The 15,717-nt window shown below is 71.1% G+C and carries 14 protein-coding genes; 4 read left to right on the top strand and 10 right to left on the bottom strand.

The features are described 5' to 3' along the window. Window positions 1-89: 89 nt before the first annotated feature. Together ACH4U8_RS13150 and ACH4U8_RS13145 are read right to left on the bottom strand one after the other, a co-directional pair. Entirely contained in the window at window positions 90-1,034 is a 945-nt protein-coding gene (locus ACH4U8_RS13150) for a sugar phosphate isomerase/epimerase family protein (protein WP_395777690.1), read from the bottom strand. After that, a complete protein-coding gene (locus ACH4U8_RS13145) occupies window positions 1,031-2,197 on the bottom strand; it encodes a Gfo/Idh/MocA family protein (protein ID WP_395777688.1) in 1,167 nt (388 codons plus the stop codon). Before ACH4U8_RS13145 ends, ACH4U8_RS13150 begins: the two co-directional genes overlap by 4 nt. A gap of 259 nt (window positions 2,198-2,456) precedes the next feature. Here ACH4U8_RS13145 and ACH4U8_RS13140 point away from each other — a divergent pair, with 259 nt between their 5' ends. Together ACH4U8_RS13140 and ACH4U8_RS13135 are read left to right on the top strand one after the other, a co-directional pair. Continuing rightward, window positions 2,457-3,203: a GntR family transcriptional regulator gene (locus tag ACH4U8_RS13140; protein WP_395777686.1), complete on the top strand. Its 747-nt coding sequence runs from the start codon at window positions 2,457-2,459 to the stop codon at window positions 3,201-3,203. 103 nt (window positions 3,204-3,306) lie between these two features. Further along, window positions 3,307-4,176, top strand: a complete 870-nt coding sequence (locus ACH4U8_RS13135; RefSeq protein ID WP_379991137.1) for an ROK family protein — start codon at window positions 3,307-3,309, stop codon at window positions 4,174-4,176. Between the two features lie 289 nt (window positions 4,177-4,465). On the opposite strand, the gene ACH4U8_RS13130 is transcribed toward ACH4U8_RS13135, so the two are convergent. Genes ACH4U8_RS13130 through ACH4U8_RS13120 form a run of 3 tightly spaced genes read right to left on the bottom strand, consistent with a single transcriptional unit; the run spans window position 4,466 to window position 7,640 of the window. Beyond that, window positions 4,466-5,188, bottom strand: coding sequence for a hypothetical protein (locus tag ACH4U8_RS13130; RefSeq protein WP_395777684.1), 723 nt, complete (start codon window positions 5,186-5,188; stop codon window positions 4,466-4,468). Continuing rightward, window positions 5,185-5,661 (bottom strand): hypothetical protein, encoded by a 477-nt coding sequence (locus tag ACH4U8_RS13125; protein ID WP_395777682.1) that lies wholly within the window; start codon window positions 5,659-5,661, stop codon window positions 5,185-5,187. The genes ACH4U8_RS13130 and ACH4U8_RS13125 overlap by 4 nt, the downstream gene beginning before the upstream one ends. Beyond that, entirely contained in the window at window positions 5,658-7,640 is a 1,983-nt protein-coding gene (locus tag ACH4U8_RS13120; RefSeq protein WP_395777680.1) for a LodA/GoxA family CTQ-dependent oxidase, read from the bottom strand. Before ACH4U8_RS13120 ends, ACH4U8_RS13125 begins: the two co-directional genes overlap by 4 nt. Before the next feature lie 574 nt (window positions 7,641-8,214). On the opposite strand from ACH4U8_RS13120, the gene ACH4U8_RS13115 reads away from it, so the two are divergent. Then, a complete protein-coding gene (locus tag ACH4U8_RS13115) occupies window positions 8,215-8,808 on the top strand; it encodes a helix-turn-helix domain-containing protein (protein WP_360318987.1) in 594 nt (197 codons plus the stop codon). A gap of 374 nt (window positions 8,809-9,182) precedes the next feature. On the opposite strand, the gene ACH4U8_RS13110 is transcribed toward ACH4U8_RS13115, so the two are convergent. The 3 genes from ACH4U8_RS13110 to ACH4U8_RS13100 all read right to left on the bottom strand — a co-directional run bounded on the left by ACH4U8_RS13110 (window position 9,183) and on the right by ACH4U8_RS13100 (window position 11,299). Further along, on the bottom strand, window positions 9,183-9,557 hold the full coding sequence (locus ACH4U8_RS13110; RefSeq protein WP_395777678.1) for a VOC family protein: 375 nt from the start codon (window positions 9,555-9,557) through the stop codon (window positions 9,183-9,185). A gap of 54 nt (window positions 9,558-9,611) precedes the next feature. After that, a complete protein-coding gene (locus ACH4U8_RS13105) occupies window positions 9,612-10,424 on the bottom strand; it encodes an SAM-dependent methyltransferase (RefSeq protein ID WP_360318983.1) in 813 nt (270 codons plus the stop codon). Window positions 10,425-10,600: 176 nt separating this feature from the next. Continuing rightward, entirely contained in the window at window positions 10,601-11,299 is a 699-nt protein-coding gene (locus ACH4U8_RS13100; protein ID WP_360318981.1) for a TetR/AcrR family transcriptional regulator, read from the bottom strand. A gap of 79 nt (window positions 11,300-11,378) precedes the next feature. On the opposite strand from ACH4U8_RS13100, the gene ACH4U8_RS13095 reads away from it, so the two are divergent. After that, the gene (locus tag ACH4U8_RS13095) at window positions 11,379-12,779 is read left to right on the top strand and encodes an MDR family MFS transporter (protein ID WP_395777676.1); all 1,401 of its coding nucleotides are present in this window, start codon (window positions 11,379-11,381) and stop codon (window positions 12,777-12,779) included. A gap of 184 nt (window positions 12,780-12,963) precedes the next feature. Here ACH4U8_RS13095 and ACH4U8_RS13090 read toward each other — a convergent pair whose 3' ends face one another. Beyond that, entirely contained in the window at window positions 12,964-13,425 is a 462-nt protein-coding gene (locus ACH4U8_RS13090; RefSeq protein WP_395777674.1) for a hypothetical protein, read from the bottom strand. A 439-nt stretch (window positions 13,426-13,864) separates the two neighbouring features. Beyond that, window positions 13,865-15,631: a SpoIIE family protein phosphatase gene (locus ACH4U8_RS13085; RefSeq protein ID WP_395777672.1), complete on the bottom strand. Its 1,767-nt coding sequence runs from the start codon at window positions 15,629-15,631 to the stop codon at window positions 13,865-13,867. Window positions 15,632-15,717: the final 86 nt, after the last annotated feature.

The following is a 15,717-nucleotide window of genomic DNA, read 5'->3' as shown; positions in this document are numbered from 1 at the left end:
GTTGCTCCCGTGTCCGACCACCGTGGGTGGTCAAGAGGGACCGAGGGCACGGCCGCCTGGCGGGCGGCGCCCTCGGGATCGGGGTCGGGTCAGACGAGTTCGGCGACCTTGGCCGCGAGCCACGCGTGGTTGGCGGCCTGTTCGGCGGCCACGGTCGGATACAGCTCCGCGGGGGTCGGCGCGCGGTCCTGCTCGATCAGCAGCCACTCGCGGTAGCCGCCGCGCAGGAGGGCGACCAGGAATCGGTCGATGTCGACGTCACCGTGGCCGAAGGGCACGCACACGTTCGCCCACCACGTGTCGAAGTCGGTGCGGCGCTCGGCCTTGGCCCGGGCCAGCACGCTCGTGTCGACGTCCTTGAGGTGGACGTGGTTGATCCGCTCCTGCCAGCGGTCCAGGCACTCGACCGGGTCGCCGCCGGCGAGTTGGATGTGGGCGATGTCCAGCGTCAGACCCACCTCGGTGAGGTCGAGCAGCCGGTCCACCTCCCAGGGCGATTCGACGAAGGTGCTGATGTGCGGGTGGAAGGAGGTCCGCAGCCCGTACGAGCGGGCCAGCGCGACGGCCTGTGCGGACAGGTGCGCCAGCCGCCGCCAACCGGCGTCGTCGAGCGCGAGCGAGCGGTCCTCCCAGGCACGGGCCGGGTTGTGCAGCAGGGCCTCGCTGCCCTCGTCCGCCAGGATCGCCAGCGGCGTCTCGCCGCCGGCTTCGGCGCACGCGGCCAGTTCGCGGCAGGTCTGTTCCATCCGGGCCAGGTCGTGCGCCACCACGTCGTCCCCGAGCGCGTAGTGCACCGGGATGTAGGCCCCGACGGCGGCCAGGCCGTGCCGGGTGAACAGGGCTGCGGTCTCGGCCGGGGTGCCGAAGAACCCGGGCGGGCCCAACTCGCTGCCCGCGTAACCGGCTTCGGCCATCGAGGCGAGCAGGGCCTCGGGCGAGGTGCCGGCGCCGCCGGCGGCTTCACCGTAGACGCCGTAGCTGACGGGGGCGTTGCCGATCCGCAGGGCGCGGTCGGTCGGTCGGATCGTGGTCATCGGGCGTCACCTTCCACGAGGGCGGCCTCGCCGCCGACGGTCACGTCGGCGCGGCGGGCGATCGCCGCGATCAGCGCCTGCAGGCAGCGCACGTCCTCGGCGGCTCCGCTCGCGGTCGAACGCACCGGCGCGCCGTGCGTGATGGACGCGGCGAACTCCGTCAGTTGTACGACGAATCCGGTGTCGTAGCCCGAGCGCACGAGCGAGTCGCGGCTGGCCCCGTCCTGGGCGCGCTCGACCCGCAACGTGCTGCGCACGTCCACGAGGTAGGGCGCGGCCATGTCCAGGCGCAGCCGGCCGTCGCGGGCGAGTACGGCGACCTCCTCGCCGTACTCGGGGTGGTCGGGCAGCCAGTTCCAGTTGAGCACCAGGCGCGCGGATCCGTCGGCGCCCAGCGGCGCGGACGCCAGCAGGCACGGCGGTTCGCCCTCGACCGGCCACGGCCACAGCTCGGCCGCGTCGAACGAGGTCGGCAGGGTGAAGCCGAGCGCGCGCAGCAGCGAGAGTTCGTGGATCACCGAGCCGTTGAGCACCTCGCGGTAGTAGCGGCCGAGTGCGGCCGGGACCTCGCCGAGGGCGTCGAGCGTGCGTTCGGCCTCGTAGCGGATCGCCTCGGCGATCACCGCGCCGTCCGCGTCGTCGGCCGGCGGCGGCATCCGCAGGTGCGCGACCTGGGGTTCGTCGGCCGGATGCAGCACCGTCACCCGCACGGTGCGCGGGGTGTCGAGCGTGTCCAGTTCGGCGGCGGCGAGCGCGGTGATCGGGTCGTACATCTTCATGTAGCCGACCTGGAGGACCAGGCCGCGCTCGGCGGCCAGCGCCCCGAGTTCGTCGGCCTCGGCGACGGTCAGGCACAGCGGCTTCTCGGCGAGGACGTGCTTGCCGGCGAGCAGTGCGGCCTTGGCGTCGCGGGCGTGGGTGCCGGGGGTGGCCAGGAGGACGGCGTCCACGTCCGGATCGGCCAGGACCCGGGCGTATTCGGTCTCGGCCCGCACGCCGGCGCCGGTGTGCGCCGCGACCGACGCGGCCCGGGAGGGCGACAGGTCGCACACGACCGCGGTGGTGAGGAGGTCGCCGAGGCGCCGGATCGCGGGCAGGTGCACCGACTGGGTGATCGTCCCGGCACCGACGACGGCGAGACGGACGGGTTCGCTTACCGGCATTGAGGGTTCCTTGCGCGTCGTGGTTGTGACGTGGATCGTCGATATGGCATGGACCGTCCGTATCGACCGGATGGTCCACATCAAACGGATAGTCCACAGCGGACGGATCGTCCACATCGGACAGGAGGGTGGCATCGGAACGATGCATTCCGCTTGTCGCCTCCCCCGGATCATGACCTACGGCAGACCAGTTAGTCCAGAGATTGGACCAGATCCGCATCTGGTCTGGCCACTGGTTCTTCTGGTATGTTCTCGCGCTGTGACAGTCAGCGACGATCTCCCCGCCTCCGCCGCGGGACCCGCCGTGCAGCTCGCCTACCGGGCACTGGCCCAGGCGTTGGACCGGCGCGAGTTCCCCGCGGGCAGCCGGCTGCCCGGCGAACGCGCGCTCGCCCAGCGGCTGGGGGTCAGCCGCAGCAGCCTGCGCCTGGCCCTGGCCGGTCTGGAGCGCGACGGCCGGGTGCACGCCTCCGCCCAACGCGGTTGGTACGTGTCCACCGACGTGGTCAGCGAACCGCCGAGCGTGCTCCGGAGCTTCACCGACATCGCCCGTGACCGCGGGCTCACCGCCACCGCCCGGCTGCTGACCCGGCGGGTGCGGTTGACGAGCTACGAGGAGGCGGTCCGGCTGCGCGTCGCGCCCGCCTCCGAGGTGGTGGAGATCACCCGGGTGCGCGGTCTGGACAGCGTCCCCGTCTGCCTGGACACCACCGTGGTCGTCCGCGACCGGGCCCCGGTGTTGGAGACCGCGGAGCTGGAGAACCGCTCGCTCTTCGCGCTCCTGGAGGAAGCGGGCGTGCACATCCTGCGCAGCCAGTACACCGCGCACGCGGACGCCGCCGACGCGTTCACCGCCGAGGTGCTGCGGGTGCCTGCGGGCTCGCCCGTGCTGATCGGCGAGGAGGTCACCTTCGACCGCGGCGAGACACCGGTGTTGCTGGGCCGGGCGGTGTACCGCGGCGACGCGTATCGATTCGAGACCATGCTGCATCGCGGCACCGAGTAGGCCCGACCGGTCGGCCCGAGGTCGCGGGCCCGGCATCGCGGGCCCGGCCGCCCGACCGCCCGCACGGCGTACGGCCGACGAGCAACCCACCGTTGGAGACCCCTTGAGCACCTTCGTCACCGCGGCCCTGGACGTGGGCGGCACCAAGATCGCCGCCGCGCTCGTCACCGCCGACGGAACCGTCCTCCACCGCGACGAACGCCCCACCGTCACCGCCGGGCGGCTGCGCGACCCCGGACTCGCCGGCACCCGGGCGGCGACGATCGACCTCCTCGCGGCGGCGGCACGCCTGGGGCTGACGACGACCGGGCTGGGCGCCGGTTTCCCCGAATACGTGGACGCGGACGGCTTGTTGACCAGCCGCGAGGTGTTGGCGTGGGACAAGCAACCGCTCGACGTGTTGTCCGCGCTCGCCCTCGACGTCCCGTGCGCGGTGGGGTCGGACGTGCGCTGCGGCGCGCTCGGCGAGGCCCGATACGGCGCCGGGCGTGGACTCGACGGCTTCTTCTACGTGTCGCTGGGCACCGGCCTGTCCTCGACGTTCGTGCTCGACGGCAGGCCCGTGACCGGTGCGCGCGGCGAGGCGATCGCGCTCGGCGAGTTCGAGGTGCCGGCGTCGGTGGATCCGAACTGGGCGGGCAATCTGGAGAGTTACGCCTCCGGGCGGGGCATCGGCGAACGCTTCGGCGTGGCCGGCACCCGTGAGGTACTCGCCGCGGGCGGCCCCCGCGCGGCCGCCGTGCTGGACTCCGCCGGCCGCGCGTTGGGCACGGTCCTGGCGGCCGTGGTCCGACTGCTCGATCCGGCCGCGATCGTGGTGGGCGGCGGGCTGGGCAGCGCCGCCGGACCGGTGCGCGCGGCAATGGAACGCGCCTACGCCGAACACACGGCCACCCGCCCCGCCGCACCCCCACTGCGCACCGCCACCCTCGGCCCCGACGCCGGCCTCATCGGCGCCGCCGCACTGGTGTAGGCCGACGGCATCGCCCGGCGGCAGCGAGGGCGGGCCCCGGTGGGAAGGGAACCACCTTTCCCTGTCCGCCTCTTGGCTTCGTTCGAAGACGGTGACGCCCGGGCGCTGCGGGCCGACCACGGCAGCGGCGTTCACGGCCCCATCGGTCTTCGCCGACGGGGCTGCGTGCGAGGCTGGTGGTTCTACGGTGGCGGCACGGCGGGTGGCCGGCGAGTCGCCGACGAATCGGCAACCCGCCGGGCGCGACCGCGAGCGGGGTGGATGGTGCGGCGCTCGATCTTCGGGGCTGCTAGGTATTGAGGCTGGTGTTGTTCCACCAGCCCTGGCGGCCGACGGTGAAGGTGACCTCGCGGGTCCCGATCAGGCCCTTGTAGGTCTTGCCCTTGACCAGGGGGCTCTCCTGGACGACACCCTTCGGGTCCTTGATGGTGGGGATGACGACGGCGGCGGCGTGGTCCAGGTCCCCCTGCTGGAAGCCGACGGGTTGTGTGGTGGTGATGACCTCGTCCCAGTTCGGCGGGGCGGCGAGCTGGTGGGCGAGGTGGACTTCGGAACCCTGGCCGAAGGCGAGGCAGGTGAGGTTGTCGGGGTAGGTGGTGGCGTCGAGTGGCTTGTAGAAGACGACGTCCTGCGGGCGGCAGGTGGCGGTGGTCTCGTCGAGGATCTTGGTGAAGGTGCGATTGCCGGCGCTGTCGACGGTCACCCGCTCCAGTTCCACGGGCAGCGAGTCACGGGTACCGTCGACGATCTCCTTGAGAGGCCAGTGGCCCTCGGAGAACAGGGAGTAGTACACCTGCTGGTCCTCGTGGCTCGCGAGGTCGTCGAGGTACTTCGTGCGCAGGCTCTCGGCCAGGCCGAACTTGTTGATCATCTGGAAGGCGTGCACGGGGACGTGGTAGAGCGGCAGGTGGTAGGCGAAGATCGTGCCGGTGCCGATGAGCAGGAACCGGTGGCCGTGGCGGGGGGCGGCGGCGTCGGTGTCGGACCGGGAGATGACGTCGGGGATGGTCATGCGGGCACTCCTGGGGGTGGGATCGGCTCGCGTCGGGTGTTCGCTCGGCCGGCGGCGGGATCCGTCGGGCCGGCGGTGTGGCGGCGGTGCCGGAAGGCGTGCCGGGGCCATCGGTGTTCGAGGCCGCGGCAGGTGCGCCGGTTGCGCGGGTGGGTGGCGGTGATCGTGTCGAATTCGGCGGCGTAGCGGGTGAGTGCGGTGCGATCGCCGCCGAGGTGGTCGTCGACCGCCCGGCCGGCCCGCATGCCGGTGTGCAGGGCGGTGAGGATGCCCTGCGGCGACAGCGGGTCGGCCGCGATGGCCGGACCCGCTCGGCGGCCGGTGGCGTCGGCCGGCCGGCGGCAGCGCACGGTGCGGCGTCGGCGGGGGCCGCACGGTTCCGGCCGGTGCGGCCCGGTCGGGCCGCCGCCGGCGACCACCACGTCGTACTCGGGCGCGGTGGGCGCCGGCCGACCGGTGTGGTCCACCGTCACGAAGGATCCTCGGGGCGGCCGGTGCCGTTGGCGGCGTCCTCCCCGAACGGGTCGAGCTTGTCGATGTAGCCGACGGTGATGTTCTCGGGGGCGATGCCGATGTCTTCGGCGAGGGCGGACAACGCCGCGCCCCAGGCGACCTGGTCGGCGGCGGTCTGCGGGACGTGCAGGGTGACCAGGTTCCGGTCGTCCGGCACCCCTTCGAGGGCGAACCCGGGCACGGACTCGACCTGGACGTACGGCGGGTACTTGTTGTCGCCGACGGTGTAGCGGCGGGTCTCCACCACTCCGAAGTGGTGCCACTCCGCGGCGGCCTGCTTCAACTGCTCCTTGTAGGTGCCGCTCAGACCACGCAGCCAGGAGGCCCGGTTGGCGAACGCCGCTTCGCGCTCGTCCTCCGAGGGCGTCGAGCCGCCCTCCTTGTTGACGACCCGGAAGTCGCGCTCGGCCAGCACGTGGTTGGGTACCCGGGCGGGCCAGAAGGTCGGCAGGTGCGGGTCGTACCGGGGGCCCAGGCCGAGGGTGGACTCGTAGCCGGAGCGGCAGCTCGCGGTGTCCGTCTGCCAGGGGATGGCCATCCACCGGGTCAGACCACCCGGGCCCTGGGCGTGCAGCGGGCCGTCGGCGCCCAGTGCCCGCTCGGGAGTGAGCTCGGCGCCGTAGTCGGGCTCCACCTGCCCCTCGGCGCGGTGCAGGATGCGGAACGGTTCGGCGAACATCGTCGCGTGCCGAATCGGCCAGGTGACCTCGCAGCCGGGGTGGAAGGCGTCGGCGAGGCAGAAGTCGAGGGCCGCCCGGTCCAACAGCCCGGGCTGATCGGCGACGGGTGCCTCCTCCAGGTGGCGCGGGAAGCCGCTCCGGGCGGTGCTGACGAAATCGCCGTCGGACCACTTGAGCAGCATGTCCATCTGGAGGTCGGACAGAGTCATGTACTGCAGCGGCGACTTGGGCCGGCTGGACATGCCGTCGCCGTAGAACCACGGCCAGGTCATCGGCGCCAGGCCGTCCCGCTGGTAGTCGCGCATCGCGGTGTACACCTGGCGGCGCAGCTCGCGGTAGGTGTTGCCGGGCTTGGAGAGGCGCCGCTGCATCTCGGCGGTGGTGAAGTCCTGCGGACCGGCGTAACCGAAGTGGGTGGCGAAGCCCTTGTTGACCCACTGCAGGGTGCTGAAGCGTTCCAGGAGGGGCTTGATGTGCTGTTCGAAGGACACCGGGGTCGGGCGGGGCAGTTGGCCGTTGCCGACGAAGACGTCCAGGAGCAGGTCGTAGACGGTGCGCACGGTCTTGACGTCCGGTGCGTAGTTGGGCGGGCCCACCACGACCCAGGCGGGTTCGACGTCGATGGGGTGGCCGTTCAGGGTGACCGCGGCGGTGACCGGGCCGTCCGAGATGTCGTCGTACCAGCCGTCGTTGTTGCCGAACGAGTGCAGTTCCTCGTTGTTCTTGGCGGCGGAGTGGCCGGAGCCGCCGAGCACCACGAGCCGGCCGTGCTCGTCGGTGTGCATCCGGCCCAGCGGGACGGGGATGTCCTGGAACGTGCCGCCGGTGAACTCCACGCTCTGGCCGGTTCCGGCGCGCAGGGTCTTGCGGCCGGGATCGATGACGAGGCGGCCGCGGTCGATGCCCTTGTTGCGCCGGGGCGTGCTGTGGCCCTGCATGTCGGGGATGTCGAGGGCGAGGCTGAACTCGTACCAGGCGGCCTTTTGGTTCGCGACGTGCACGCCCCACTCGATCGTGATTCCGGCGTCGGCGGCCGTCAGTTCGCGTACGACGTGGCCGGCGCTGTCGTAGCCGTAGAGGCGGAAGCGGGCCGCCTGGCGCTTGAAGGCACCGGTGGCGTCCTTGAGCGAGCCGACCGGCATCGGGTCCGGGTCCGGTGTCTCGGGGCCGTAGTACCAGCCGTCGTCGCGGGTGCTGTTGCCCACCCGGGCCACTCCGATCGCGGGGTGGATCTTCGCGTAGGCGATGTCGTTGCTCATGGGGGTTGCGGGTTCCTTCCGAGACGGCGAAGGTCGCGGGGTCGGCGCGCCGCGCCGGCGGGCGGCCGGGGGACCGGGCGACGGGGTGGGGGGACCGGGCCGAATGCGGCAGCCGACGGGCCGGGAGGGCGCCCACGGCCGGCCGGGAGAGCGCGGCACGTCCTTCAGGTTGACCGATCGACTGCGGTCCATCCCTTTCCGGGCAAGGCAGTTCGTGTACTTCACCCGGATGGCGCGCACCCGCCGTTTCGGTGGCCGACCGTGCGATCCGGGGGTCCGACCGGTCCGGTCGAGTATTCGAAAAGCCGCCCGTCAGACGGTCGTACGGCTACGCGGTACGGCTCGCAGGCGCACCGGTGTGTCGTGGGCACGCCGCCGTCGGCACCGCCCCGCGCTTCCCCGTCCGTCGCCGCCCCGGCGACGGATGCCGTGCGTGCCGACGATCGCCGCTGCCACGAGCCGTCCTCCCGGGCGGTTTCCTGCCGCCCGGTCCCGCGTCGTCTTCGCCTCCCCATCGCTGCGGCGTTTGCGGTATCGGCAACTTTCGTTGCCTCCTCGGCGATGGTTGGATTGAATGCGACGCATGGACGAGTCCTCACCCGTCGCCGACACACTGGCAGGGGTCGGCCCGCGACTTCGCCGCATCCGCACCGAGCGTGGCCTGACCTTGTCCGCACTGGCCGAGGCGACAGGGATCTCCATCAGCACCCTGTCCAGGCTGGAATCCGGCCGACGCCGCGCGAGCCTGGAAATCCTCCTGCCGATCGCGCACGCCCACCGGTTGCCGCTGGACGAGCTCGTCGGAACCCCGGAGTCGGGCAGGCCCCGGATCCACACCAGGCCACGTATGCACAACGGCAGGGCCCGGTTTCCGCTGACCGACCGCCCGAGCCCCCTACAGGCGTGGAAGCTGGTCATCCCGGGCACCCAGAACCGGCCCGAGCCGTGCACGCACGAGGGACACGTGTGGCTGTACGTCCTGTCCGGACGGGTACGGCTCGTCCTGGGCGGCCTCGGACTGGTACTGGAGCCGGGCGACGCCGTCGAGTTCGACACCGGTGTGCCCCACTGGTTCGGTCCTGTCGGTGGCTCGGCCGTGGAGGTCCTCGGCCTCTCGGGCAGCCGGGGCGAGCGCGTGCACGTCCGCACGGGGCCCCGGTCCGGTTGAACACCGCACCCACCGGCCGAACCCGCCGCCCACCCGGCCGGGCTCGCGCGCACCTCGGCGCCCGCACAGGCGTACCTCGTCGGTGAGTTACAAAAGCCCGGGGCTGGGCCCGAGGCCCGGGCCCGGAGGAGTGACGGCGGACCCGGAGGGACCCCGGCCCTCCATGTTCACCACACGCCGGCGCCCCGGACACACCCAGCCGCCGAGGAGAACGACAACTCCCCTACGGGAAGCCCGCGGCGCCAACCTCTACTACTACGACGGCCCCTCGCCGGGATTCGCGACGCCGATCCCCGCAACCCGACGCTGAACACACGGCGGCCTCGGCACTCGCGCCATCACCGCAGACGCGACCCCGGTAGTTGCCTCTCCTGTCAGTCCCGGACGAGACAGAACGGGTGCCCTGCCGGATCCGCGAAGATGCGCCAACTCCGCTTCCCGTCCCCCTCATCGAGCAGTGAGGCGCCCAGATTCAGGACGTCTTCCTGAGCTCGATCCAGGTCCTTGACGCCCAGGTCGAGGTGGAACTGCTGGGGCCGAGCGGGATCCGGCCACCCTGGTGGCTGATGGTCTTCCACCCCCTGGAAGGCCAGTACGAGCCCGTCGGTATGGAGTGTCGCCCAGTCGTCACCGAGCGACCACCGCGGATCCGGCTGGTTCACCACCCCGCCGAGAAGCGACTGGTAGAAGCGGGACAGCTCGACGACATCGACACAGTCCAACACCACACACTGCAGCTTGGCGATCACGAAGGGCAGCCTCTCACGACGCCTGATCACAATCTACAGCCGGAGTCTGGAGTATCAGATCTTTTTGGCCATTCCGCCCGAGATCAGGATGTGGGAGGTTTCCAGGTCCCTCGGGGCGATGGGAGCGGAGGGGCGCCACAGGGCCGTGGAAACGACGCCCGGGTCGACCATTTCCATGCCGTGGAAATAGTGCTCGATCTCGTCCTGCGTCCTGAATCTTCCGCTGCCCAGGCTTTCCTGCATGACGGCCTCCAGGCGGTCGATGCGTTCGTCTCCCGGGCGTCGGAGGAAATGGGACAGGAAGAGGTGACTGCCCGGCGCCATCAGGGACTTGTACTGATCGACCAGTTCGTCCGGGTGTTCCTCGTCCCCGAGGTGGTGCACGACGGAGAGCATCAACCAGGCCACGGGCCGGGTGAGGTCGATGAGCAGTTCGAACCCCGGTGCGGACAGGATGTCTTCCGGCGACCTGAAGTCGGCCTGCACGATCGCGGTCCTGGGATGATCCGCCAAAATGGCCCGCCCGTGGGCGAGAACGATCGGATCGTGATCGACATACACGACCGAACATCGCGGGTCGACCGCGTGCGCCACCTGGTGCGTGTTGTCGGCAGTGGGCAACCCGGAACCCAGGTCCACGAATTGCGTGATGCCGATCCCGGCCAGGTACCGTACGCCCCTCGCCAGGAACTCGCGGTGGATCGGGGCCGTGCGCCTGGTGTCCGGGGCAATGGCGTAGAGACGATCCCCGACCTCCCGATCGGAGGCGAAGTTGTCCTTTCCGCCCAGTAAATAGTCGTAGACCCGAGCCACACTCGGAACCGCTACGTCGATGACGGGCCCCGCCGATTCTTCCTCGCCGGCCATGACGTCTCCCCCAGGGTGATCGAATGAAATTCGCGTCCGTGAAGTACCGAAGAATGGCCACCAAGTGCCGTCGCGACTTTATCGGATGATCGTTCGACGACGCCGAATCCACACGAGGCTCCCCACGGCCCTCGCCCCGAGATCGGGCGCCCGGTCCTGCGGAACCGTCGATTCCCTTACGACAACTTCGACTTCCCGAACGTTTCAGCCGATCCCGATCCCGATCCCGTGGGCAGGCGTGGAGCATGGGCGCGCAGGAAGATGCGTACGCCGCCCGTCACCAACCGGTCGATCTCGGCGTCGTCGAGCCGTACCGCCCCGTACCAGGAACGGTGGTTGACGCGACCGGTGACCAACAGGCCCAGGAACTCGGCGGCCTCGTCCGCGTCGGGGATGTCGAGGAGGCCCTGTTCGCCGAGTTCGGCCAGGCGGGCGGCCAGGGCACGCTGGACGGGGCGCTCCTCGGGTGACGGCCGCAGCAGCGCCGGGAAGTGGGACGCCTCGGCGATCATCAGCCGTAGCACGGCGGCGCGTTCGGCGGAGCGGGCGATCTCGGTCGCGAATGCCCGGCCGAAGTCGGTGAGCGCGGTCTCCAGATCCGCCGTCCGCACAACGGGCTGCCCCAGGGTCCGGTCCAGTAGTTCCCGGAAGGACTCGGCCTGCGCGGCTTGGGTCTCCTCCACGGCGGACAGGAACAGCCGCTCCTTGTCGCCGTAGTAGTCGTAGATGGTGCGCTTGGAGACGCCCGCCGTCCGCGCGATGGCATCGACGCTCGCGCGTGCATAGCCCTCGCGTACGAAGATCTCGAGTGCCGCTCGCACGATGGCGGAACGCTTGGCGGGCGACCCCTGGCGGAGGGTCGAGGTGTCGGGCACGAACGGCTTCCTTCCTGCACGGCTGTTGCTACACCATACAGTGTAGTCTCACTACACTATACGGTGTAGTGTCGTGAGTATGACGAACACGACGACCGGCACACCGGCCTCCGACCGCCTCGATCCCGCCGTACTGAAGCTCGGAGCGGTCATCGCGATCGGATCCATCACCGCGATGTTGGACATGACGATGGTCACGGTCGCCCTCGCCGACCTCACCCGCACGTTCGGCGCCTCGGTGACCACGGTCCAGTGGGTCGGCACCGCCTACCTGTTGGCCATCGCAACGGTCATCCCGGCGACCGGCCGGCTCGCCGAACGTTTCGGCATCCGAGCCATGTGGATGTTCTCGCTCGGCGCCTTCCTCGCCGGTTCGGTTCTGTGCGGGGCCGCCTGGTCGATGGCAAGCCTGATCGCGTTCCGGGTCCTGCAAGGCATCGGAGGCGGCATGATCGTGCCGCTGGGCATGACGATCCTGGCGCAGGCGGCTCGGCCCGAGCAGCGCGGACGGGTCATGGGCATCGTGGCCGTGCCCGGACAGATCGCTCCGATCGCGGGACCGATGTTCGGCGGCCTGCTCGTCGGCACCGTCGGCTGGCGCTGGATCTTCTACGTGAACGTGCCGATCTGCCTGGCCGCGCTCCTTCTCGCCCGGCGTGGCATCCCCGCCGGCGCGCCACACCGGCAGGGCGGAGGCCGGCTGGACACGATCGGCCTGGCGCTGCTCTCCCCCGCCCTTGCCCTGATCGTCTACGGGTTGTCCGCACGTACGGCACGGCTGCCGCTGCTGGCCACGGGTGCGGCTCTGCTCATCGCGTTCATCGTCCACGCGCTGCGCAGGCAGACCGCCGCCCCGCTGCTGGATCCACGGCTGTTCACTCACCGGCCGTTCGCCGCCGCATCGGCGTTGAACTTTCTCTCCCGGTTGTCGATCTTCGGCGTGATGATCCTGCTGCCGCTGTACTACCAGCAGGTCCGCGGCCACAGCCCGCTGACCACCGGCCTGCTCCTCGCGCCACAGAGCCTCGGCACGATGCTGGCCCTGCCCTACGTCGGAAAGCTCACCGACCGAATCGGCGCGCGCCCCGTCGTCCTCACCGGAATCGCCATCACCGCGCTGGGCACACTCGCCTTCACCCGGGTGGACGCGCACACCGGCGACGCGGCCCTGGGTGTGTCCCTGCTCGTGTTCGGCATCGGGGTCGCGGCCGTCGCCGTGCCGGTGTCGGCCGCCGCCTACGACGGACTGCCGCCCACCGCCATCCCGGGCGCGACGAGCGCCATCACCACGGTGCAGACCATCGGCGCGTCATTCGGCGCAGCCGTGCTCGCCGCGATCCTGCAGAGCCGAGAAGCCCACCATGTCGACGCACCGGCACACGCCTTCGCGGACACGTTCCGATGGGTCCTGGCCGCCACCCTGCTGACCCTGATCCCGGCCCTACTCCTCCCCCTCCGACACAAGGCGAAGCCCCACTGATCCGCCACACCCCTCACAGCCGCCCGGCCCCCGCCGGAGCGACGACCCGTCGGACCCACCTCCACGACCGGCCGAACGTGAGCGTGAACCCGAAGTCGGCACCTACCCACTCCGACTTCGACCGGCGGATGGTTTCCCCGCGGCTGCGCCGCCCGCGGCATCGTGGCCACGGGGTTCCGTCCAGTCATGGCGAGATGCCGAGTTCCGCGAGCCGGAGCCGACCGTATTCGCGCAGGAACAGTCCACGGCAGTCAGTGGTCGACATGGCATGCACCAGGACGCGTTGGTACTCCGCCCAGTCTCCGTCGAGCGTGCCGAGTCGCATGACCGTACCCGCGATGATATCGGCGAAGTACGGGAAACGACCGTGGTCCTCGGCGACCATCCGGGCCATCCGCCATAACAGGGCCCGCAGTTCACCCTCGTCCACGCCGCATTCGGCGAGGGCGGCGATGCCCTCGTGCAGCCGGCCGAGCACCCCGCCGTAGGCACGCCGCGAGCGCCACTCCCCCTGCGGATTCACGTACTCGCGTTCCACCCGCGCGACCAGGCGCCGCACCACCGGTCCGAGCAGCGGTTGTTCGACGAGCAGCAGCGCGGCGGCCGGCGAACCCGTGTCGGCACGATCGACGGTCCATCGAGACATGGCTGTTCAGTCCCCGGTCCCATTCCCGAAGCTCCCGGGGATCCGGCGAGCCGGCGACCGGACCCATGCCCTGACGGCCCAACAGGTCCCGGTGGCTCCATCGATACACGACCTGATCGAGCGGATCCCGCTCGTCCGCTCCGGCCTCCGACGCCATCCCATACCCCCACGCGCTCGTCCCGGCCCGATCGAGCATGCCGCACGGCCAGGGGCGGTGCCATGGATTCGAGAACACGACGCGGCCGAATGCCGTCGCACCGACAACACCTCGTCCGATCGGCGAGGTTCGCGCCGCCGTAGGCGCGACACCCGTCCGCACAGCGGCTTTCGGGCGCAGGGCCCACGATCGTCATCGAGTCCCTCCCGGGTCGAGCGTGTCGCGGTCGTGCGAGCCGTTGCACGTGCCGGCTTCGACCGACGGTGCCCCGGGCGAGGGGCGCTACCCGGTGCGGTTCGCCGAGGGTGGCACCGCGTCGTCGGCCTGCCGATCGGCGTCTCGGCGGGTCTCCGGCCCTCGGTCCAGCCGCTGCTCCGCCCAGATCGTCTTGCCGTCGGGTCCGAACCGGCACCCCCAGCGTTCGCTGACCTGGGAAACGAGGAACAGCCCCCGACCACCCTCGTCGGTGCTCCGAGCTCGTCTGATCCGAGGCTGGGTACTGCTGCCGTCGCCGACCTCGCACACCAGCAGATCCTTCCCTCGGATCAGCCGCGCCGTCATCGACTCGCCGCCGTAGCGGACCGCGTTTCCCGCCAACTCGCTGATCACGAGTTCCGTGGCGAAGGCCACCTCGTCGAGTTGCCACTCCGCCAACTGCCCCATCACCAGCCTGCGGAGCTCGGGCACCGCCTCCGCCCGGGCCGGGAACACCCACCGGACCGTGTCTGCGGGGGATATCGAACGCGTCCGGGCGCACAGCAGGACCACGTCCCTCGAATCGCCCTCGGGCGCGGTGTCGTTCACCACGTCACGACACGTATCGGCCAGGGAGGTACCCGCCCGCAACCGCCGAGCGATCGAGCGCCGTAGTCGGCGCAGACCCGCACCGGCCGGATCCTCCTGCCGATCGAGGAACCCGCTGCCGTGGAAGACGAGGACCGAGGCGGGCTCCAATTTCAACTCCGCCGTCTCGAACGGGGTGCCGCCCACACCCAACGGCGGTCCGGGCGGAAGTTCGACCAGGGCCGGCTCGCCACCGGGGGCGACGAGCAGCGGGGGGTGGTGGCCGGCGTCCGCGAGCACGCAGCGCGAGGTGACCGGGTCGTACACGGCGTAGACACACCTCGCGCCCACCGGGTCCGTACCGGGCTCCGCCTCCGCGCCCAGGCGCCGGACGAGGTCGTCCACGTGGGTGAGCAGCTCGTCCGGTTCCAGGTCGAGGTGGGCGAGGGTGAGCATGGCCGCCCGTACCCGACCCATGGTCGCGGTGGCGGCCAGCCCCCTGCCGAAGGCCTCCCCGACGACCAGGCCGATGCGGGTCGACGACAGGGGGATCACGTCGAACCATTCACCGCCGACCCCCGCCCCGTCCCCGGCCGGACGGTAGATCGCTGCGGTTTCGGCCGCGTCGGTGTCCGTGGTGCCCCGGGGCAGCAGCAGGCGTTGCAGCCCGACCGCCGTGGCGTGCTCGCGCGCGTATCGGCGAGCGTTGTCGACGGCCAGCCCACCGCGCAGGGCGATCTCGTGCAGGATCTCGACGTCGTCGGAACGCAGGCCGCGCGTCCGGTTCTGCCATGCGGTCACCACCCCCAGGAGCCGCCCTCGCGCGAACAGCGGGGCGATGATCGCGCGTGAAACCCGGTCGGGCACCATCCGCCACGCCGACTCGACGCCGTGCCGCGAGGTGATGAACGTCCAGGCGTCCTCGATCACGACCACGTTCCCGGCCATCAGGGCCGCGTCGTGCGCGCCTATCGCGAGCGACGGCACCCGATTACCCGCCGTGACCATGCGTTCCGGCAGGTGACCGCGGACCGCGAAACGCTCGACCGCCCCCTGCGGCGGCGGAGCCACGCCCTCCGCGTCCTCACCCTTGGAGACGGCCACGTACAGGTCGACGGTCGCCGCCCGTCCCAGGGCCGGCACGAGCACGTCGACGATGTCCTGCGCCGTCCGCCGCACATCCAGATCGGCACCGATACGCGCCGCGGCCTCGTCCATCAACCGGACCCGCAGCCGCAGCCGTTCCACCTCGTCCTGCGTACCCATCGGAACACCTCCGGGTCCTGTCCACGTTACCCGCGCACCCCCTCCCCTGCCCGGGAGGAACGACGCCACGCGCCGGCCGAGGTGCT

Source organism: Embleya sp. NPDC020886, assembly GCF_044333915.1.
Taxonomy (GTDB): Bacteria; Actinomycetota; Actinomycetes; order Streptomycetales; family Streptomycetaceae; genus Embleya.
Note: the sequence above shows the minus strand (reverse complement) of the source record. Positions and strands in the feature narration are given on the sequence as shown.